Raw genomic sequence first — 20844 nt, 5'->3', positions numbered from 1 at the left:
ATTCAAAATTCAAAATGAAAAAATTTTGAATTGCTATGGTGATGTGGCTTCGGAAACACTCAGGGCATTTTTCGCTTCAGCCTTTGGGGATGCTTCTGGTGCAATGGGTGCAACTATCTCTCCATTGGCATACTCATCCGTGTCGTTACTCAGTGCCTCAGGACGTAGAGTGCTTAAAACCGTCTTAATCACAACAGCAGTAGGTACTGCCACAATCACACCCAAAAGTCCACCAACTCTTGCCCCTGTTAAAACTGAAATAACCACCCAAGCCGGGTTTAAGCCAGTAAAACTCCCTAAAATTCGGGGGGCAATTAAGTTTTCCAGAATTTGCTGGACTATTACTGCTGCCATCAAGACTCTTGCTCCCATCCAGAAATCTTGCAACGCAACCAACAAGGTGGTTAAGGCGATGCCCACAGAGCCACCAAAGGGGACGAGAGCCATGATGCCAATCGTTAAACCAAATAATAGACCGAATGGTACTTTCAGCCACAAAAATGTAGGAATCAGAGCTGATGCCATGCAGGTAGATAAAATCAGCTGGGTGATAAAGAAATTTTGAAAGCTGAGACGTACTGTTTTAGAAAAAGGCGCTCGGAATTGGGTGGGTAACCAGTCTACTAAACTCAGCCAGAGTTCGCCTCCATGCTGCAAAAGATAAAAAGTCAAAACCATAGTCAAAACGAAGTCTAACAGACTAGTGACAGTGACTACAGCCAGATTTAAAACTTGTCCGGCGATCGCCTGCAATTGTCCTTTAACGCGATCGTTAATTTGGACTACTAGAGCATCGAGATTAATTGGTAACCCAAAAACCTCTACTTTTTCGTTTAACATCATTAACTGAGAGCGTCCAGAGTCAATCAACTCCGGCAAACGAGCCACTAGTTGCTGCGCTTGGGTAAGGGCTAGCGGAAACAGGGTGACACCCAACGCTAATAAAATTGATAAAGCCAAAAGAAACACTAAGATAGCAACTGGCTCTCGCCTGGCACCGTGACGCTCCATCCAGCTAACGGGGTAGTTGAGCAGAAATGCTAGTACTGAGGCTCCCACTAAAATCACTATCAAGGAGTGAAAGTAATTAAAAATTGCCGAAATCGCCCAACCATTGAGAACTAGCAGCGGGATGAATAACGCGATCGCTGCGATGCGCGCTATGGGTGTTAGGGTGTCCCACCAGTCGAGTAGCTTGCGTGTCTGCATCTTTAGCCGATTACGGGATAGAACTAAATAAAATCCTTCTCTATAGCCTATTATCTCTAACTACATTACCGTCATTCATCCTCCTAGTTTAGGATTAGACTCACCCATATGAAAAATTTTCACTCAATTGACAATTCACCTGGATCTGGGAAAGGCGACACGCAGAGTGATTTCACCGCGTCTTCTTTATCTTTCCAATCCCCGATAGCCCGTGAAGACTCAGCTATCGCTAAAAGACAACTGCTTTTGTATTTAATTCCAGTTATTGGTTTTTTTCCCTCGTTGTGGACTCTCTATTGCCGTCAAGGAAGTCGGGAACAACAGGCTGCTAGCCGTCTGTCTATTACTTTGGCATTTACCTGGTTTTTGGGATATCTGTTGTTAGCAACCGGGGCTGAAACTTCAGAATTTTTCGCACTGCGTTTATTAATTCTCAATAGCTTTCTCACTTCTGGTTACTTTTTAGTGAGTCTCTGGTTGATTGTTCGCCTGTTTCAAAGAAAGTCTGGCCGTTTACCTGGATTTAGCCGTTTTGCCGAGCGAGTACTGGGCAAGTACTTGTCCTAATATCCTGGTTGATAACTGTCCCGGTATTTTTACGGAATTTTTGCCAAATTACAGTTTATCTCTCAATGGATCTGGTCAAACCGGTTTATTGTTGCCATACTGCAATAAAATATTGCCAAAATTGTCGAAAATAAAGAAAAAGACTGCTATAAGTGTTGTGGTTGACACAACAGTGAAAAAGTTAGCGCTAATAATTAAAAATTAGCTATTATGTTTTGATTTGTTTGCATATTTATTAGTCTAGAAATTTACCGAATTTGATCAGTAAGTGTGAGGAAGTCTGTGACCATTCAAAGAACTTCATCGGAAGAAAACCAATCGGCAAAAGCCTCCAAGTCTAGGGGCAAAAATTCCCAAAGCTCTAAATCTGGGCGTTGGTTGTGGTTTTGGGTGGGTATGAGCGGCATTGCTATGGTTTCAGCAACAGCAGGGGCGCTGTTGGCAGTTTCTTTGACGAGTACGCCATTGCAGCAAGCCCAGCTAAGTCCCCAAGAAGAGGCGGTATTTGATGGCGATCGCATCTCTGGAGGTGGATTGCGATTTTCGGAATTAACTCGCCCCGTAAATATATTAGTTATGGGGATGAGCGTACTGCCACCCGATGTCAAAAGCCCCCCCGTCGAAACCCAAAATCTTAGATACCTGCCCCAGGTAAACTCCTTTGATGGGCTTGCTGATGTAATGCTCTTGATCAAATTTGATCCAGAGACGAAAAAAATGATCATGCTCTCTATCCCTAGAGATACCCGCACAGAAATAGAGGGGTATGGCGTAAAAAAAATTAATGCTGCGAATCTCGAAGGTGGGCCAGCCTTGACCGCTAAAACGGTCAGTAATCTTTTGGGTGGGGTAGGAATTGATCGCTATGTCCGAATTAACGTTCTGGGAGTTGCCAAGCTAATCGATGCTTTGGGTGGAGTGACAGTTTATGTCCCCAAAGATATGAAGTACCATGATCATTCCCAGCACCTATACATTAATTTAAAGGCGGGCAAGCAGCATCTCAAGGGTGAGCAAGTGCTGCAATTACTACGGTTTCGCCATGATGAACTGGGTGACATTGGGCGGATTCAGCGGCAGCAAATGGTAATGCGTGCTTTGATGGAGCAAACCCTCAACCCTGCGACTGTAGCACAAATGCCTAAAGTGCTTGATGTAGTCAAAGAACACATCGATACTAATTTGACAGTTGAGGAGCTAGTGGCGCTTGTAGGCTTTGGAGTGCGAACCAATCGCTCTAATATGCAAATGTTAATGGTTCCTGGTCGCTTTAGCGAGAAGGGTGAGTATGATGCTAGCTATTGGTTGCCAAACAGAGATAATATTGCCAAATTGATGGCACAACACTTTGGTTTGGAATCAATCCAAGGACAAGAACAGCAGACTACTGAACCAGGTTCTTTGCGAGTAGCAATTCAAGACAGCACAGGTAGCGATCGCTCTCAGTTGCGACCTTTAATTAGATCGCTAGAAAGAGCTGGATATCGTAATGTCTATGTGGCTAAAGCATGGGGTGAACCTTTAGAGGTGACTCACATTGTTGCCCAACAAGGAGATGGTAATAGTGCAGAATTAATTCGCCAAAGTTTAGGATTTGGAGAAGTACGCGTAGAAAGCACTGGCAATCTCGGTTCTGATATTAGTATTCAGGTGGGTAAGGATTGGTTACAACAACAAACTATCCTAGAAAATTCTGCTCAACCATAAGCTACGACTAGTTTTTAATCATCAAGCTGCGCTACCTAAATAAAAAGTTTATCAACTCTTTCGCGGTCTAGATTGGTAGACTCAAAGAATTTGTACTCATTATTTTGGTGTGATATACCGCATATCAGAATCTTTAAACAAAAAAGGCGTGAGGTTTTCCCCACGCCTTTATATTAGTAATTTCAGAATATGTCATTTATCGTTAAACAATTATCTACCAATTATCGGTTGTACCTTCTTTGTAAGGATCGCCTGTAAAGGGTTGTACACCAATTGAAGGATAAGCATCATCATTAGGGCCAAAAATCCGCATTACGGCTTCAGAAATATACTGAGTTATGCTAGCAATCATTCTGGAAATAGCCATAATCTCAGACTCCTTTTTTACAAGTTGCTTTAATTGTGATGTTTATACTCTAATTCTGATATTATTTCTTTGCTCTAGTCCTCAATATATCAACAATCTCTGCAATAGTTTTTTAGATAAAGTTGCAATACTTTAGCTTGTCTCCTATTTCCACTTCTATGTTTGATTCTAATTGTAAATGAGTAATTTCTCAAATCCTTGCTTAATAAAGGTGCTGGTAAATTAAGAGTTCAATAGTTGTTACATTTCATTATACTCCTTGGAAGCAATTCCATTATTATTAGCAATAACTATTAAAAAAGATTAAATAATTTATGATTTTCGGATTAATCTACCTGTAAAACTACTAGTTTATAGCAACCCGTAACCCGAATTCTTCAATAGTTGACATTATTTATGGTAAAAGTTACCATAAATAAAAGAAGCATTCTTGTAAGGAAGCTCTGGTATGACAATTTTTCCAGACTTGGAGATATGTACAAACAATCAACAACAGCAAAACCGCCATAATCAGGAACTAAATTTTGCTGCTGATGATTACAGCCTGCTGACTGACCTTTATCAGCTAACAATGGCAGCTTGTTACACAGGTGAAGGTGTAGAACAACAACGAGCCAGTTTTGAGTTATTTGCCAGAAAGCTACCAGAGGGTTTTGGCTATTTAATTGCTATGGGCCTGGCGCAAGCCTTGGAATATTTGCAGAAATTTCGTTTTAGTCCCGCTCATATAGTAGCTTTGCAGGCAACAGGAATTTTTGCACATGCTAGCGATCGCTTTTGGTCATTGCTAGCTGAAGGTCGATTTACTGGAGATGTATGGGCAGTACCCGAAGGGACAGCCGTGTTTGCGAATCAGCCAATATTGCGGGTAGAAGCACCTCTTTGGCAAGCCCAGATAGTAGAAACTTACTTACTAAATACTCTAAATTATCAAAGCTTAATTGCCACCAGAGCAGCGCGGCTACGAGATGTCGCAGGAGAGCAAGCAACACTTCTAGAATTTGGTACAAGACGGGCATTTAGCCCCCAAGGGTCGTTGTGGGCAGCACGGGCGGCGTTAGCAGGAGGATTAGATTCTACTTCTAATGTGTTAGCAGCGCTACAACTGGGTGAAAAACCAAGTGGTACGATGGCTCACGCCTTGGTTATGGCGCTGTCAGCAATGGAAGGTAGTGAAGACAAAGCTTTTACAGCTTTCCATCGATATTTTCCGGGTGCGCCATTGTTGATTGATACTTACGATACCATCGCTGCTGCCCAGCAGTTGGCACTGAAAGTAAATTCTGGGGAAATGAAATTGACTGGGGTAAGGTTAGATTCTGGAGATTTGGTTACTCTCTCAAAACAAGTGCGATCGCTTCTTCCTGGTGTGTCAATTTTCGCTAGTGGCGACTTGGACGAGTGGGAAATTGCCAAGCTAAAAGCAAATGATGCCCAAATTGATGGCTATGGATTAGGAACACGGCTAGTTACGGGTTCGCCTGTCAATGGAGTTTATAAACTTGTGGAAATTGATGGCATCCCAGTCATGAAAAAATCTAGTGGTAAAGTTACTTATCCAGGACGCAAGCAGATTTTTCGCTCATTTGCCGGTAGCAAAGTGAAAGTAGACAGATTGGGTTTAGCTACAGAAAGCCCTCTATTAGAAGAACCTTTGTTGCAACTGGTAATTAAGGAAGGTAAACAGATCCAACCACCAGAAACTCTAGCGACAATTCGCCAACGTACCGCCACCTCAGTTGCGAGTTTACCAGAAGAAACGCGGCGTTTAGATAATCCTGTGTCAGTGCAGGTAGAGATTTCGGACGCGCTGCAAGAGTTGGTTGCACAGACGAACAGCAGAAACTAACCCCAAAAGCACAAAGAACACAGAGGTAAATTATGAGAATTGCTTTGTTTGGGACTAGTGCCGATCCACCAACTGCTGGGCATCAGGCGATTCTGAGTTGGTTATCTGAGCGTTATGATTGGGTGGCGGTTTGGGCGGCAGATAATCCATTTAAAGCCCATCAAACTCCCTTACAACATCGGGCGGCAATGCTGCGATTGTTAATTGCGGATATTGATACATCACGACACAATATTGCTTTAGAACAAGAATTAAGCAGCCTCAGAACGCTAGAGACGGTAGATAAAGCAAAAGTGCGTTGGGGAGAAGACACTGAGTACACCTTAGTGATCGGTTCAGATTTATTGAGTCAGCTGCCTCGGTGGTATCGAGTTGAAGATTTGTTACGGCAAGTGCAATTACTAGTAGTACCGCGACCGGGATATGCAATAGATGAATTCAGTTTGGAAGGAGTGCAACAGCTAGGAGGGAAGATTGCGATCGCCAGCTTGACTGGTCTAGATATTTCCTCTACAGCCTATCGTGAACATGGAGATTCTCAAGCACTTACTCCCCCTATAGTTGCCTATATTCATCAAGAGCATTTGTACAAATGCCAGAACGCAACCACAAAAAGATTTCAACTTCGCTAAATCAACAACCTTTGGCTGATTTCAAGGTTGGTGTTGATAATGTAATTTTTTCTGTAGATACTGCACAAAATCGATTGCTAGTTCTCTTGGTCATGCGACAGCAGGAACCATTTTTAAATTATTGGAGTCTTCCTGGTACTTTGGTGCGTCAGGGTGAGTCTTTAGAAGATGCCGCCTATCGCATAATGGCTGAGAAAATTAGAGTGAAAAATCTCTATTTAGAGCAATTGTATACTTTTGGCGGGCCCGCTCGCGATCCACGGGAAGCCACTGATAGTTATGGTGTGCGTTATTTATCAGTGAGTTACTTTGCTTTAGTGCGATTTGAAGAAGCAGAATTGATTGCTGATAAAGTCACTGGCATAGCTTGGTATCCAGTAAAACAATTGCCCAAATTAGCTTTTGACCATAACGAAATTTTGAGTTACGGACACAGGCGTTTACGCAATAAGTTGGAATACAGCCCAGTGGCTTTTGAAGTTTTGCCAGAAATGTTTACTTTGAATGATTTATATCAGTTGTACACAACTGTTTTAGGCGAAAATTTCGCCGATTATTCTAATTTTCGGGCACGCCTACTCAAGTTAGGTTTTTTATGCGATACCGGAATTAAGGTATCACGTGGTGCTGGCCGTCCAGCTAGTTTGTATAAGTTTGACGCCGAGGCTTTTGCTCCTTTTAAGGATAAGCCTTTAGTCTTTATTTAAAAAATCGCTACTCTACGAGAACGCCTCTCTTAGATCGCCTACGCCGAGTCTAAAGTCAAAAGTCTTTTCGACTAATAACTAATAACTAAACCTAACAGCCAAAATGAAGATTGCGATCGCTCAACTTAATCCTACAATTGGTGATTTGCCCGGAAATACCCAACAAATTCTGGAAGCAGCGCAACAAGCAGTAGCTGTAGGTGCGCGGTTGCTTTTAACACCAGAACTATCTTTGTGTGGCTATCCACCAAGGGATTTATTGCTAAATCCCAGTTTTGTGACAGCGATGGGTACTACCCTCCAAAAATTAGCCAGAGATTTACCGCCAAATTTAGCTGTTTTGGTAGGAACTGTAGAAGAAAATTTCAAAGCGAATATTACAGGCGGTAAATCTTTATTTAATAGCATCGCTTTGTTAGAAGACGGTCAGGTAAAGCAAGTTTTTTACAAGCGGCTTTTGCCAACCTATGACGTATTTGACGAACAACGCTATTTTGAACCAGGGTTACAAGCTAATTATTTCACGTTGGATAATATCGATATTGGCGTTACTATTTGCGAAGATTTATGGAACGATGAAGAATTCTGGGGCAAACGTAGTTACACAATAAACCCAATTGCTGACTTAGCAATTTTGGGTGTGGATTTGATAGTGAATTTATCTGCCTCACCTTACACTGTCGGCAAGCATAACTTTCGAGAAGTCATGCTGAGGCATAGTGCGGTACGCTTTCAACAGCCAATGATCTATGCTAACCAGGTCGGAGGCAATGATGATTTAATATTTGACGGTCACAGTTTTGCCATGAATCGTCAAGGTGAAATTGTATGTCGCGCCCGTGGTTTTGATACTGACTTGGTAATAGTCGAATTTGATGAAGAACAGCATGATTTGCAATTAAATACTGTAGCACCTGCCTATGAATTTGAAGACGAGGAAATTTGGCAAGCTTTGGTTTTGGGAGTGCGAGATTATGCCCGTAAGTGCCGCTTTTCTAAAATTGTACTGGGTTTAAGTGGAGGAATAGATTCTTCACTAGTAGCAGCGATCGCCGCCGCTGCACTCGGTAAAGAAAATGTCCTTGGTGTCCTCATGCCTTCTCCTTACAGTTCCGAACATTCGATCAGCGATGCGTTGGCATTAGGGGAAAATCTCGGAATTAAAACTACTCTCTTAGCGATCAAAGAACCGATGCAATCCTTTGATCAAACCCTAGCTGAGTTATTTGCTGGTACTGAGTTTGGTATCGCCGAAGAAAATTTGCAATCCCGGATTCGGGGTAACTTATTAATGGCGATCGCTAACAAATTCGGCTATCTTTTGGTGTCTACCGGCAATAAGTCAGAAATGGCAGTCGGTTACTGCACCCTTTATGGAGATATGAACGGCGGGTTGGCAGTGATTGCTGATGTTCCCAAAACCCGTGTCTATTCCCTGTGCCATTGGTTAAATCGTCACGGCGAAATTATTCCGCAAAACGTCCTCATTAAAGCACCCAGTGCCGAACTCAAACCAGGACAAGTTGACCAAGATTCCCTACCCCCCTACGAGATTTTGGACGACATCTTGCAACGCCTCATCCACAACCACCAATCAGCAGCACAAATTGTCACCGCTGGTCATGAGCCAGTGATTGTAGACCGAGTTATTCAAATGGTAGCCCGTGCCGAATTTAAGCGGCGACAAGCACCCCCAGGACTAAAAATTACCGACCGCGCCTTTGGTACTGGTTGGCGAATGCCAATTGCTAGCAACTGGGTTGGCGTGAAAAATGCTTACCAAGCTAAAACCATCCCTACCCCTACCTTGGTATGCGGGGATGGAAAAGATGCCAATCTGCAAAGTAAGTAATACCAATTCAAAATTCGTCTTGAAAAGTTTGCTACGGAGGAGCCAGCGCAGTCTTGGGGGTTTCCCCCATGCGCGACTGGCGTTGGAAACCCTCCTGGCAAATTTTCGCAAAATTAAGAAAGCCAGATTTACCCCTCTTGTGTCAGTTTCCGCCCGTTATGAATCACTATGTAACGAAGTGTAATGCATCATTAAATTTTGTAAACTCAATTCGTCTGCTGAAGATGAAGTCTAAGAGATATGATGGTGAATTGATCGCATAGCGATATCTAACAAACAGGCTCCAATCAGTCCTAAATCAGTCATGCAGCGATTCCGAGTAGAGGTTATTACCAAAACACCAAACCCTCAGCAGGTGATTTATGCCGCCATGCACCAAGACTATACAGAGGGGTTCGTGTTTGACGAACGAGACTCGTGGCCCTCGGAGTCACAATGTGGCGAAATTATTGTCAAGCGACTTTTAGCAGGAGAGAGGGGACATTATGGGCCTTTAGAGCATCCCCAGATAGTCTTCAACTGTGGCTACTTTCCCCACAGTGTGATGCAGCAGGCCCGTACTCACCGTATTAGTGTATCATTCGATGTCCAATCTTTTAGGTATACTGGTAACCAATTCATTGATGTAGTAGAGGGAAAGAAAGACATCGAAGATGTTTTTTATCTGCGTCCTGTTGGTTATTACACTGATAGACAAGGCAAAAAGTATTACTATTCACCAGAGCAAAGAGCCTCAGATTTAGAGTGGTGTTTTGAAGCAGCCAAGCGCTACAAAGCTGACTTTGAAGCGGGTATGTCTGAGGAACATGCAAGAGGTAAAATGCCTTTTGATTATCGCCAGCATTTTGTAGTGAGTTTTAATTTAAGGTCTTTCTTGCATTTTTGTGACTTAAGAAACAAGAAAGACGCTCAACTTGAAATTCAAAAGTTATGCGAAATGATGTGGCCTCATTTTGCAGATTGGGTTCCAGCGATCGCAGAATGGTATGAAAAGTCTCGTCTGGGTAAAGCGAGATTAGCACCTTGAAAATAAGGTAATTGTACGATGGATAAACTAACTCAAGAGCCAAAATCAGGGTTTAGGCTTATATGTATTAGACTTATATTTAAATACTGGTTACGCGACGATGGATATTCAAAAAGTTCTAAGCGATCGCCGAATTATTTACTTTGATCCAGATATCATGAGTGGAACTCCTGTGTTTGTAGGAACAAGAGTGCCATTGCAAACTTTTTCGACTATTTGGAAGGTGAAGCAGGTTTCGCAGAATTTTTGACAGATTTTCCACATTTACAAACTCAGGTTTTACAAGTATTGGAGATAATTGCAAAAGCAATGCTGAATCAGGAGCAAATTACTTGTGCTAATTCTGCTTGACGAAAATCTCCTGAGCAAAAAGTTGAAGAAGCCCTTTAGCGAGATTAGCACCCTAGTACCGCTGCGCGGAATTTGTAATTTCTAATTCATAATTCGTAATTACCGTTTCGTAAGGCATTGTACTAGTCGCTGTGCTAATTCAAAATTCAAAAATTAGACTTTAGCTAACGTCACAATTTCTAATTGATCCTGATATTTACCTTGACGGGCTTCGTAACTTATAGCGCAGGGTTCGCCTTCTAAAAACAGCAACTGCACAACTCCTTCATTAGCGTAGATGCGACAGTCGGCACTAGAAGAATTAGAAAATTCTAGGGTCAGATGACCTCTCCATGCCGCTTCAGCAGGAGTTAAATTTGCTATTATTCCACAACGTGCATACGTAGATTTGCCAATGCAAATCACAGTGATATTATTTGGAACTTCTAGTTTTTCTAGGGCAACACCCAAACCATAGGAGTGGGCGGGCAAGATAAAGTAACTGCCGTTGCTATCTGTATGAAGTGGCGTTGATTCTAGATTTTGAGGATTAAAATTTTTGGGATCAATTACAGTCCCCGGAATGTGACGAAAAATGCGGAACTCATTCGAGGAAAGACGGATATCGTAGCCATAGGAAGACAGACCATAGCTGATTACTGGTTTTGTCCCTATCTCTGGGTTTTGTTGCACTTTGCGGATTAAACTTGGTTCAAAGGGCGAAATCATACCCTTCTTAGCCATTTCCGTAATCCAAATATCGTTCTTAATCACAGATTCACAGGTAATTCACACAGAAATAATAGGATATCGTGAACTGACACATTATTTACGGACGATGGCTGCGACGAATTTCGGTAATTTGGTCTGCCACATCTAGAAGAGATTTCGGCATTTCGGGCCCGGTGAGGATGATGTCGACATGGGGAGGGCGTTTTGCCAAAAATGCTAAAACTTCGGTTTCTGGGATTAAACCAAAGTTAATCGCTAAACTTAACTCATCTAAGACGACAAGAGAATACTTACCTTCAAATACTACTTTTTGTGTATGTTGCCACAGCTTTTGTAAAGCTTCATTTTCCGTGTCGTCTAGCTGTGGTGTATCGATGCAACGGGGAATATCACAACGAATCCAATCTAAATTTTGTCCCATTTGCATGGGTCGTTCATGTCCTTGGCGAATCCCGCCTTTGAGGAACTGTACCACTAACACTGATGTCCCTTGACCGGCAATTCTCAGTGCTTGTGCCATAACACTAGTAAAAAAGTTACGGTGAGAGCTAGTGAAAACTTGCACTAGTCCTTCTAAAGGATATGGTAGGTTCGGGGTCGAATTTACACTTGGGGTGTCTAGCTGGGCAATCATAAGGGTAAGTTCGTAATGTTACAAATAATTTAAGAACTTTTGCTGAAACTAGCTATCAAAAATCTACCTGTATAATCAATATATTTTTTACAAATTTGGTGGATTGGGTAAGATGCATTCTTAGTCAATCTTAGTCAATCACTAGGTTTGTGCTGAAGTCAAGAGTTAATGATATTGCCATTTATTTCTTGTAAATGCAAGTAGTCGTAAACAGGAGAACACGTAACTAACAGTTCAAAATTATCAAAAAAGCCGACTTTAATAGCTAAAAATCAGCAGATGTTAGATTTCTAGTCTGTTTGGGCAAAACAGAGTTAGAAAGTAGTGAATGTGACAGGATGAGGAGTGAATTGTTGTGAGATTGGTGATTCTGGGAGGTTCAGGATCTGGGAAAAGCACTCAAGCACACAGGCTTTGTAGACAGTTTGATATTCCTAAGATTTCTACAGGTGAAATTCTACGAGAAGCGATGTCTGTTGACTCGCCCTACCCTTCGGGAACGTCTTCGACGAACGGGTTTGGCAGTAACTCCTTCAAAGACGCTACGCGAACGCAACCGACGGAAACCACCAGGGCTGCGGCTGCATCACCGCTACCCTTACGGGAAGAGGCCCCGCGTCTATGGATTAATGCTAACTTATGTGATTTTGGACGCTATGCAAAGCCATACGTACAAAAAGGAGAGCTAGTTCCGGATGAAATGATGATTGAGTTGATTCGGCTACAACTCACACAGCTTGATGTCGAATCTGGTTGGCTTTTGGAAGGCTATCCTCGTACTGCGTTCCAAGCAGAAGAATTGGATTTTTTATTGGACTATTTACAGCAAAAGTTAGACTGGGCAATTTATTTACAAGTACCAGAAGCTATTATGGTTACTCGCTGTTTGGGACGTTCTCTTCCAGATGAGCAACCGGAAATTGTACAGCGGCGTATAGAGTTATTCTACGATCGCACCGTTCCAATTCTGGAATATTACGACCGTCGCCGCCGTTTGTTGACTATCAATGGTGACCAGATACCAGAGATGGTAGAGCAGAACATTCTGAATCTGCTTTCAATTCCTTAAGAAAATATGCAGTTCTTCTAATGATTAACCTTCGATATTTAGTTTATATTTCACAGTTCATCTTTTAACTGCGGGGTTTGATTCGTAAATAAGTTGTCTAGATAGATTACGACACTAAGGTAACCTTAAGGCAGTATTCTATATAAAAATTTTGAGGCAACACCAATGGTTTGGCAGCGTCCAGATGGTCGACATCCCTACCAACTCCGTCCCATCAGCTTTCACACCGAATTTACGCGTTTTGCTCCCGGTTCTGTGCTGGCAAAATGTGGTGATACTCAATTACTATGTACCGTCAGCGTCAATGAGGGAGTGCCTAAGTTTTTAGCAGGAACTGGCAAGGGTTGGTTGACTGCTGAATATCGAATGCTACCAAGTGCCACGCTACAACGCCAAGAAAGAGAATTGTTAAAATTGTCCGGACGGACGCAAGAAATTCAACGGTTGATTGGACGCAGCTTAAGGGCAGCAATAAATTTCGAGGCATTGGGAGAACGCACACTGACTGTGGATGCCGATGTATTGCAAGCAGACGCAGGAACCAGGACAACGGCAATTACAGGCTCGTTTGTAGCTTTAGCTAATGCGATTTCTAAATTATTGCAGCAGGGAGCATTGACGCGATCGCCACTGTGTGGACAGGTAGCGGCGGTCTCCGTCGGGTTATTGCAGGGAGAACCATTTTTAGATTTGAACTATATCGAAGACGTAGCTGCCACAGTTGATCTCAACGTCGTGATGAATCAAGATTTGGGAATTATTGAAGTTCAAGGAACCGGGGAAGAAGGCAGCTTTAGCCGCAGCCAATTGAATCAGTTGTTAGATTTCGCAGAAAAAGGAATACAGCAATTGTTAATCGCGCAACGAAATGCGATCGTCGATTGGGATGTACTGTTTGGTGGAGATTAGGGAATGGGGCATGGGGCATTGGGCAGGGAGCAGGGAAGACAAGGGGCATTGGTGTCAACTTAACGCAAAACCGTTGTCCCACAAGGAACTTCAGTTCCTTGCTTATAGCAAAAGTCATCTTCAGATGACTATATATTCCCTAAAATCTTGAGTCTACTAAAGTAGACTTTAGCTATTAGCCTGGGAATAAATTCCCAGGCGGGTGAGAAGGCCAAGCGTGAAGCTATATAAGCTTAAGTTGACACAGGTGGACAAGGGGAAAGAACTATGATTAACTCTTGCTCCTTGTCCCCCTATCTCCCATGCTCCTTGTCCTCTTCATCCAATGCCCCATGCCCAATATTGATGTTAAAAGTTTCAAAAGTTAAAAAGGAGGATTGCAATAAGTTGGGTATTGTATTGCTGGAAGCAGGCAAAATGATGATGAAGCCATGAACAAAACGGTTGAAGTTCTACCAGATCAGGCAGCGCTGATTGCACGGGCGCTAGACTTGATCCTGTCTAAGATAGATACTGCTATTGAGCAGCGGGGGCGATTTACGATCGCCTTATCTGGTGGGAGTACACCTAAGCCGTTGTACGAAGCGATCGCTAATCAAAAACTGCCTTGGGATAAAATTCATGTGTTCTGGGGCGATGAACGTTATGTGCCACCAGATCATCCTGATAGCAATGAACTGATGGCGCGTCGTGCATGGCTGGATCGCGTTGATATCCCAGCCGCTAACATTCACGCCATCCCAACTTTAGAAGCTGACCCCACAGTTGCAGCTACTAAGTATGAACAACATCTACAAGAATTTTTCCACTCTGCACCCGGAAATTTTCCGGCTTTGGACGTAGTGTTGCTAGGAATGGGTGATGATGCACATACGGCATCTTTGTTTCCACACACAGAAGCATTAAAAGTCAGCGATCGCCTAATTACCGTAGGTAATAAAGACAGCAGCATCCGCATCACTTTTACCTACCCATTCATCAACTCGGCTCATAGCGTGATTTTTGTTGTTGCAGGTGCTAATAAACGACCAGCTTTAGCGCAAGTATTTGCACCTGTAGCTGATGACTTCACTTACCCATCTCGCTTGATTCGACCCCAAGGAGAGCTTTGGTGGCTGCTGGATGCAGCTGCGGGTTTGGAACTACAATCCTAATTTATCCATCAGGAGTACTTGTTAGAATCGAAAGCTAGAGTTGCTCCTCTGCCGAACTTCCGAGCAGCGGTTTTCGCTATTCGGAATTCTCTCTGCTTGCCAGTAATATTTTAAGATGAGCTTGAACAAAGGCTTAAATCCATGATCGTCTGCCCTAATTGCAATCACCCCAACCCAGACGGCGCTGTCCAATGTGAAGCATGTTATACGCCGTTACCAGCGACTAATAACTGTCCCAATTGTGGGGCCACTGTGCAGGCAGATGCCGCTTTCTGTGGTCAGTGTGGTCATAACCTGCGCTCTAGTGCGTCCACGGCTGCAACAGCGGTAGCAGCAACTGTCGCTCCCGATGTTCCTCTAGAAGTACCGCCGTTAGTTACCCCTGACCCGATTTTAGAACTGTTACAACCAGATCCCTTGGGACTCGCCAGCCCCAATCCCCCTGCTGTTTCACCTTTACCACCGACAGCAGTGGCAGTTTCCCCACAGGTAGCCCCAGAAAGCAACCCCCCAGAGCCAGAGCCAACGGTTGCTGCTCAAATTATAGTTTCTGGGCAAGGAACTCCTACACCACCACCAGAACCAGTGGCCGCACCTGAACCGGAACCAGCGACTGCACCCCAACCAGTAGCAGCAACACCACCCGCCAGTGCTTCCAGGACGCAATTACAGCAGATAACAGCGCGGTTATTCCACGTCCAAACCGACAGAGACATTGAATTGCCACAAACGCTGTCTGTGATTCACATTGGTAAGCCTAATGACCGTATTCCCCCAGATGTGGATGTTTCAGGATTTCCCAATTCGGAAATTGTCTCGCGGATTCATGCAGATATTCGCGTTGAGGGAGACGCTCATTATATAGAAGATGTCGGTAGTTCCAATGGCACATACATCAACAATTTGCCGTTACTACCAGGAAATCGCCACCGCTTGCGACCAGGCGATCGCATTAGTTTGGGTAAGGGAGACTTAATGACATTCCTGTTTCAAGTCTCTTAGCTAATACCCAATAACTGTTGAGGATGAACCCCATCATCCGCAATGCACCAGTGACGGAAAACCATAGTCATTCTGTAAAGTAGCTTGGTTTTCCGTCGTCGCTTGAAGCGGACAAGGAGACAAGGGGACAAGGGGAGAAATTATTACTCAATACTCAGCACTCAGCACTCAATACTTTTTCAAGCTAGGATGGATTAAACTACACTCAAGCCGTTGAGGTAATTACGTTAAGGAAAGTGACCCATGAGGGAACCAGGAAAAGGTTTTGAAAACTTGCTCCCCCAAGAAGCTCCCCCAGAAGTAGAACGAATGGGGCTAACCTGGCTGATTGCCGCAGCGATCGCTACTACTTTGCTGTGGCAAGTGCCGGGAGGTGATTATATTTTATACCCGTTTACTATCCTAGCAACTTGGTTTCACGAAATGGGTCACGGCTTGATGGCGCTGGTATTGGGGGGACAGTTTCAGCAATTACAGATTTTTAGCAATGGTTCTGGTGTAGCAAGTTATCGCATCGCGTTGACATTAGGGCCAATTGGCCCGGCGTTAGTTGCAGCCGCAGGCCCAATGGGGCCGCCGATTGCTGGCGCAGCTTTGATTCTGGCTTCCCGCAGTTTTAAAGCAGCTTCCCTGAGTTTGAAAATACTGGGGAGTGTTTTGCTGCTATCAACATTAATTTGGGTACGTTCCTTGTTTGGGTTTGTGGCAATTCCCCTACTAGGTTTAATTATCCTGGGTATTGCCCTGAAAGCTCCTCGCTGGGTGCAGGGGTTTGGCGTTCAATTTCTAGGCGTGCAAGCTTGCGTGAGTACATACCATCAACTCGATTATTTATTTAGCTACAGTGCAGGCCCTCTAGGACTTTCGGATACAGCACAAATGCAGCGGTATTTGCTTTTACCTTACTGGTTTTGGGGTGGGTTGATGGCGATCGCATCTTTGGTAATTTTAATTCAAAGTCTCCGCGTCGCTTATCGTCATTAATAATTACAGCGATTTTCAGGTAAATAGACCACAGTAATTGAACCAACCAAAGGCATCATCTTCAGTAATGTAATTTACTGCAAGAGCCATTGCCTGATTAAGTGGTTTCTCGGTACGTGCCTCACAAGAACGAAAAAATTGCTTGAGTTTAGACCAACAAAGCTCTATTGGTGATAAATCTGGGGAGTAAGGATGCAAAAATTTTACTTTTGCACCAACCGATTAAATGGCAATTCGTAGTAAAAATACTCGTTCTTATCTGTGTAATTTCCGCGAAGCGATGCCTGCGGCGGGCTACGCCTACGCATAATTCTCTTAGCAACAAATCATTTTTACCCTTAACCAAAGATTGGATAATGCTGAGATGTTCGTGACTAATTGTGGGTTTTTGGTATCCCCCACGCCGTTTTGCTTCTATTTGTCCATTTACCCGATACTGACGCACTAGATTTCGTACAAATGATCAGCTAACCTTGAATCTTTGAGCTAACTGCCGCTGTGATCCTTCCTTGGCTTCCCACGCTTCAACCACACGACGACGCAAATCTCCTGAGTAAGCTACTGGCATCTAATCAAACAATCACTTCATGTCCCTTTTACTGCAACTTGTGGTTCAATTACCTGAAATTTGCTGTAATTAGTTATTTTAAATTTGTTTAACAAATGCAGAGACGAGGTATCGCTCGTCTCTATATTTATAAGAGTTTAATGGTATGTTGAACTTAACTTATTGCACCAGAAATTTTTAGGGTAAAAGTATTAGATAAATTATGGTTTTAACTGCTTCTACAATGTTGCCTTTAGGCACTATTGCACCAGATTTTCATCTACCAGAAGTGGTATCTTTCAAGACAATTTCGTTGTCTACCTTTGCAGACAAAAAAGCACTACTGGTAATGTTCATTTGTCGACATTGCCCGTTTGTGAAGCATATCAAAGAACAATTAGCACTGCTGGGGAAAGATTACTTCAACAGTGATTTAGGAATTGTTGCCATTAGCGCCAATGATGTGAAAAATTATCCAGATGATGCACCAGAATTGTTAAAGGAGATGGCGACAGAACTAGGGTTGCAATTTCCTCTATGCTACGACGAAACTCAAGAGACAGCAAAGGCTTACACAGCAGCTTGTACACCTGACTTTTTTGTATTTAATGGCGCACGCAAACTAGTTTATCGTGGACAATTGGATGATAGCCGCCCTAGTAATGGCAAACCCGTAACGGGTGCAGATTTACGTGCTGCTATTGAAGCGGTGCTAGCGGGTAAACCTGTGCAAGATGAGCAAAAGCCAAGTATTGGATGCAATATCAAGTGGAAACCTGGGAACGAACCCAGTTATACCAATTCTTGATTTTCAGATTTGGATTAAGAGTTTTTATTTATTACATAGCGACAATAGAATCTCATCTAAAAGAATCTCAAAAGCCTAGAATAGAAGCTTTTTATAAATGCCTAACGAGTAACTGTTCTAGGCTATTTTAACTTTTTAATTCTGCACAGCGGTACTAAAAATTCACCCCCACCATAACTTCTGAATTTAGCGGGGGTGAATGTAACTTTGCTATTAGTGTTTAATTTCTAAGTTGAGGATATAGTGTCCTAATTGGACTTTATCTGCCCACAATTCATATTCTAGGCGTAAATGCTCTGGTAGAGACTTGCCGCTGAGTGTCATAGCGGTAGTAAAATTACGCAGGCGTATAGGCTCATTAGGTTGCAATGATTCAGTAGGTAGCCAATAACGGCTAATTCCATAAACGCCTTGTTCCCAGAAGTGACGATAACTAACTTGACCGTTACCTTGCATGGTCATGATTACCCGGTAAGGAGAAATCTCCAACCATAAAATTCTAGGACTGTTGGGGGCATAAGCATTATTCCTTTTGTGGGGAAGCGTGTCCTCTGGAGTTATGGAACTCGCTACTTCACAGCTAATTAAGGGCGGAGCAGTCAAAAGTAAATGAAATCGGTCAGTATCTTTTTGATACAATGTCCCGGCAGTTTCCACAACAGACCAAACTGGTAGGTCAGTGGAAATAAGTGATAAGCACACGGGCTTGCGGTGATGGGTCAGCATGGGAGCGATAAGGGCTAAAAGCTATTGAATGAAACGAAATACAACACCTGGGTATCTAGCAGATCAGTCTAAGCAATTAAACAGTAAAACATGCTTAGATATTAACTGAATCTGCTTATTTGGTAATCTAAATCAATAAAAATGAAAAGAAGTAGATGCGAATTTAGAAAGCTAAAACTACAGTTTTTCTTGAGACAGCTAATCCGAAAGACAAGTAGGTAAATATTTCGTAAAAAATCTCAGATGATAGATTTAATACAACGGAAGTCTGGGAAGATACAAAAAACTCCTGTTTTCGTGGCTTTTGGCAGGAATAGAACAGCAATAACTGAACATCAAATTTACTTTTGGTAGATTTGATTAAGTTTCAAGGAGCAAAAGGCGATACCATACTAGGAAGGAAGTCAATAGCAGCGGCAAATGAAGTCGCTTATAACTTCCGGTATATTCAAAAGCCAGTGTATCCTAATGTCGGCTGCTGTTATAACCGTAGAAACGCAACAAGACCTTTCGCATAAGTTAATTATTCAGCGACCTCCCTTGGGGTTATCCTTGCAAGGTCGTATCCGAGTACCAGGAGATAAATCTATCTCCCACCGTGCTTTAATGTTGGGTGCCATAGCCCAAGGTGAAACCGAGATTCAAGGACTTCTGTTAGGAGAAGACCCCCGTAGCACTGCTAGCTGTTTTCAAGCTTTGGGTGCAGAAATTTCGGAACTAAATACAGAATTAGTACGGGTTAAAGGTATTGGTCTGGGAAATTTGCAAGAACCAGTTGATGTGTTGAATGCTGGTAACTCTGGCACAACATTGCGGCTGATGTTGGGACTTTTGGCATCTCATCGAGGGCGCTTTTTTACTGTAACTGGTGATAGTTCTTTGCGATCGCGTCCCATGTCCCGCGTTGTTAAACCTTTGCAACAAATGGGGGCCCACATCTGGGGGCGTAAAGACAATTCTTTAGCACCGCTAGCGATTCAAGGACAAGCCCTAAAACCCACTCACTACTACTCCCCCATTGCCTCTGCCCAAGTAAAATCCTGCATTCTCCTTGCTGGTTTAGCAACCGAAGGAAAAACTACCGTTACCGAACCCGCTCTTTCCCGCGACCATAGTGAAAGAATGCTCAGGGCGTTTGGTGCAGACCTCAGCGTTGACCCAGAAACCAACAGCGTTACTATTACCGGGCCTGCTCAACTGTATGGGCAAAAGGTAATCGTACCAGGGGATATCAGTTCAGCTGCCTTTTGGTTAGTGGCTGGGGCAATTGTCCCTGGTTCAGAATTGGTGGTAGAAAATGTCGGCGTTAATCCCACCCGGACTGGGATCTTGGAAGCTTTAGAACTCATGGGAGCAGATATTCAACTGGAAAATCAGCGAGAAGTAGCTGGTGAACCAGTGGCAGATTTACGGGTGCGTTCCAGTAACTTAAAAAGCTGCATCATTGCCGGGGATATCGTACCCAGAATGATTGATGAAATTCCGATTTTGGCAGTAGCGGCGGTATTTGCCCAAGGAACAACAATCATTCGGGATGCAGCCGAGTTGCGAGTCAAAGAAAGCGATCGCATTACTGTCATGGCGCAGCAACTCAATAAAATGGGGGCACAAGTCACTGAACTACCCGATGGTATGGAAATTACTGGCGGTACTCCCTTGGCGGGTACTGATGTTGATAGCCATACAGATCATCGCATTGCTATGAGTTTAGCGATCGCGGCTCTGGTTGCCACTGGGATCACTACCATTCACCGCGCAGAAGCGGCTGCTATTTCTTACCCAGGTTTCTTTCAGTCCTTGACAGAAATTATTAATTAACGTTCTGGATAAATAACTCACAATTTCGCCTCTTGCTCACATTCCCAGACACAATCTGGGAATTTATTTTTAGAGGATGTTTGGAATTTGGATATCTGCAATAATTTCCGTGGTGAGCAACATCCACTCCACGGGTGTTTCACCTTCTGGACAATCAATCTCAACTGTTAGCGAAATATTCCTTAACATTTTGCTAAAATCTGTTTCAAAATTG

21 protein-coding genes are annotated in these 20844 nt (G+C 43.3%); 15 read left to right on the top strand and 6 right to left on the bottom strand.

What is annotated here, in order from left to right:
* Positions 1-33 precede the first annotated feature (33 nt).
* Entirely contained in the window at positions 34-1209 is a 1176-nt protein-coding gene (locus AC5JL8_RS30795; protein WP_495883475.1) for an AI-2E family transporter, read from the bottom strand.
* A gap of 108 nt (positions 1210-1317) precedes the next feature.
* On the opposite strand from AC5JL8_RS30795, the gene AC5JL8_RS30790 reads away from it, so the two are divergent.
* Both AC5JL8_RS30790 and AC5JL8_RS30785 read left to right on the top strand, forming a co-directional pair.
* On the top strand, positions 1318-1776 hold the full coding sequence (locus AC5JL8_RS30790) for a hypothetical protein (RefSeq protein ID WP_495883474.1): 459 nt from the start codon (positions 1318-1320) through the stop codon (positions 1774-1776).
* A 282-nt stretch (positions 1777-2058) separates the two neighbouring features.
* Entirely contained in the window at positions 2059-3483 is a 1425-nt protein-coding gene (locus AC5JL8_RS30785) for an LCP family protein (RefSeq protein ID WP_495883473.1), read from the top strand.
* Positions 3484-3697: 214 nt separating this feature from the next.
* On the opposite strand, the gene AC5JL8_RS30780 is transcribed toward AC5JL8_RS30785, so the two are convergent.
* The gene (locus tag AC5JL8_RS30780; protein WP_495883472.1) at positions 3698-3850 is read right to left on the bottom strand and encodes a hypothetical protein; all 153 of its coding nucleotides are present in this window, start codon (positions 3848-3850) and stop codon (positions 3698-3700) included.
* A gap of 448 nt (positions 3851-4298) precedes the next feature.
* Here AC5JL8_RS30780 and AC5JL8_RS30775 point away from each other — a divergent pair, with 448 nt between their 5' ends.
* From AC5JL8_RS30775 to AC5JL8_RS30750, 6 genes are all read left to right on the top strand, one after another.
* Positions 4299-5699, top strand: a complete 1401-nt coding sequence (locus AC5JL8_RS30775; protein WP_495883471.1) for a nicotinate phosphoribosyltransferase — start codon at positions 4299-4301, stop codon at positions 5697-5699.
* A 32-nt stretch (positions 5700-5731) separates the two neighbouring features.
* The gene (locus AC5JL8_RS30770) at positions 5732-6331 is read left to right on the top strand and encodes a nicotinate-nucleotide adenylyltransferase (protein ID WP_495883470.1); all 600 of its coding nucleotides are present in this window, start codon (positions 5732-5734) and stop codon (positions 6329-6331) included.
* Positions 6292-7038 (top strand): NUDIX hydrolase, encoded by a 747-nt coding sequence (locus AC5JL8_RS30765; protein WP_495883469.1) that lies wholly within the window; start codon positions 6292-6294, stop codon positions 7036-7038. The genes AC5JL8_RS30770 and AC5JL8_RS30765 overlap by 40 nt, the downstream gene beginning before the upstream one ends.
* A gap of 103 nt (positions 7039-7141) precedes the next feature.
* On the top strand, positions 7142-8890 hold the full coding sequence (locus AC5JL8_RS30760) for an NAD+ synthase (RefSeq protein ID WP_495883468.1): 1749 nt from the start codon (positions 7142-7144) through the stop codon (positions 8888-8890).
* A 304-nt stretch (positions 8891-9194) separates the two neighbouring features.
* Positions 9195-9917 carry an FAD-dependent thymidylate synthase gene (gene thyX / locus AC5JL8_RS30755; RefSeq protein WP_495883467.1) on the top strand — a complete coding sequence of 241 codons (723 nt, stop codon included), beginning with the start codon at positions 9195-9197 and terminating at the stop codon, positions 9915-9917.
* A 100-nt stretch (positions 9918-10017) separates the two neighbouring features.
* The gene (locus AC5JL8_RS30750) at positions 10018-10167 is read left to right on the top strand and encodes a DUF433 domain-containing protein (RefSeq protein ID WP_495883466.1); all 150 of its coding nucleotides are present in this window, start codon (positions 10018-10020) and stop codon (positions 10165-10167) included.
* Positions 10168-10421: 254 nt separating this feature from the next.
* On the opposite strand, the gene dcd is transcribed toward AC5JL8_RS30750, so the two are convergent.
* On the bottom strand, positions 10422-10991 hold the full coding sequence (gene dcd / locus AC5JL8_RS30745) for a dCTP deaminase (protein ID WP_495883465.1): 570 nt from the start codon (positions 10989-10991) through the stop codon (positions 10422-10424).
* A gap of 85 nt (positions 10992-11076) precedes the next feature.
* Positions 11077-11613 (bottom strand): P-loop NTPase family protein, encoded by a 537-nt coding sequence (locus tag AC5JL8_RS30740; protein ID WP_495883464.1) that lies wholly within the window; start codon positions 11611-11613, stop codon positions 11077-11079.
* A gap of 355 nt (positions 11614-11968) precedes the next feature.
* On the opposite strand from AC5JL8_RS30740, the gene AC5JL8_RS30735 reads away from it, so the two are divergent.
* The 5 genes from AC5JL8_RS30735 to AC5JL8_RS30715 all read left to right on the top strand — a co-directional run bounded on the left by AC5JL8_RS30735 (position 11969) and on the right by AC5JL8_RS30715 (position 16731).
* Positions 11969-12682 (top strand): adenylate kinase family protein, encoded by a 714-nt coding sequence (locus tag AC5JL8_RS30735; protein WP_495883463.1) that lies wholly within the window; start codon positions 11969-11971, stop codon positions 12680-12682.
* A 165-nt stretch (positions 12683-12847) separates the two neighbouring features.
* Positions 12848-13591 (top strand): ribonuclease PH, encoded by a 744-nt coding sequence (rph, locus tag AC5JL8_RS30730; RefSeq protein WP_495883462.1) that lies wholly within the window; start codon positions 12848-12850, stop codon positions 13589-13591.
* A 431-nt stretch (positions 13592-14022) separates the two neighbouring features.
* On the top strand, positions 14023-14745 hold the full coding sequence (gene pgl, locus AC5JL8_RS30725) for a 6-phosphogluconolactonase (RefSeq protein ID WP_495883461.1): 723 nt from the start codon (positions 14023-14025) through the stop codon (positions 14743-14745).
* A 141-nt stretch (positions 14746-14886) separates the two neighbouring features.
* On the top strand, positions 14887-15747 hold the full coding sequence (locus tag AC5JL8_RS30720; protein WP_495883460.1) for a double zinc ribbon and FHA domain-containing protein: 861 nt from the start codon (positions 14887-14889) through the stop codon (positions 15745-15747).
* A gap of 243 nt (positions 15748-15990) precedes the next feature.
* Positions 15991-16731: a M50 family metallopeptidase gene (locus tag AC5JL8_RS30715; protein ID WP_495883459.1), complete on the top strand. Its 741-nt coding sequence runs from the start codon at positions 15991-15993 to the stop codon at positions 16729-16731.
* A gap of 15 nt (positions 16732-16746) precedes the next feature.
* On the opposite strand, the gene AC5JL8_RS30710 is transcribed toward AC5JL8_RS30715, so the two are convergent.
* Positions 16747-16929 carry a hypothetical protein gene (locus AC5JL8_RS30710; protein WP_495883458.1) on the bottom strand — a complete coding sequence of 61 codons (183 nt, stop codon included), beginning with the start codon at positions 16927-16929 and terminating at the stop codon, positions 16747-16749.
* 572 nt (positions 16930-17501) lie between these two features.
* On the opposite strand from AC5JL8_RS30710, the gene AC5JL8_RS30705 reads away from it, so the two are divergent.
* Entirely contained in the window at positions 17502-18086 is a 585-nt protein-coding gene (locus tag AC5JL8_RS30705) for a thioredoxin family protein (RefSeq protein WP_495883457.1), read from the top strand.
* Positions 18087-18299: 213 nt separating this feature from the next.
* Here AC5JL8_RS30705 and AC5JL8_RS30700 read toward each other — a convergent pair whose 3' ends face one another.
* A complete protein-coding gene (locus AC5JL8_RS30700) occupies positions 18300-18812 on the bottom strand; it encodes a hypothetical protein (protein ID WP_495883456.1) in 513 nt (170 codons plus the stop codon).
* 468 nt (positions 18813-19280) lie between these two features.
* Between AC5JL8_RS30700 and aroA the strand changes: the two genes are divergently transcribed.
* Positions 19281-20630: a 3-phosphoshikimate 1-carboxyvinyltransferase gene (gene aroA, locus AC5JL8_RS30695; protein ID WP_495883455.1), complete on the top strand. Its 1350-nt coding sequence runs from the start codon at positions 19281-19283 to the stop codon at positions 20628-20630.
* The last annotated feature ends 214 nt before the right edge of the window (positions 20631-20844 follow it).

It is taken from the genome of Mojavia sp. (assembly GCF_059505145.1).
The sequence above is the reverse complement of the archived record's forward strand: the minus strand, read 5'-3'. Positions and strand labels throughout refer to the sequence as shown.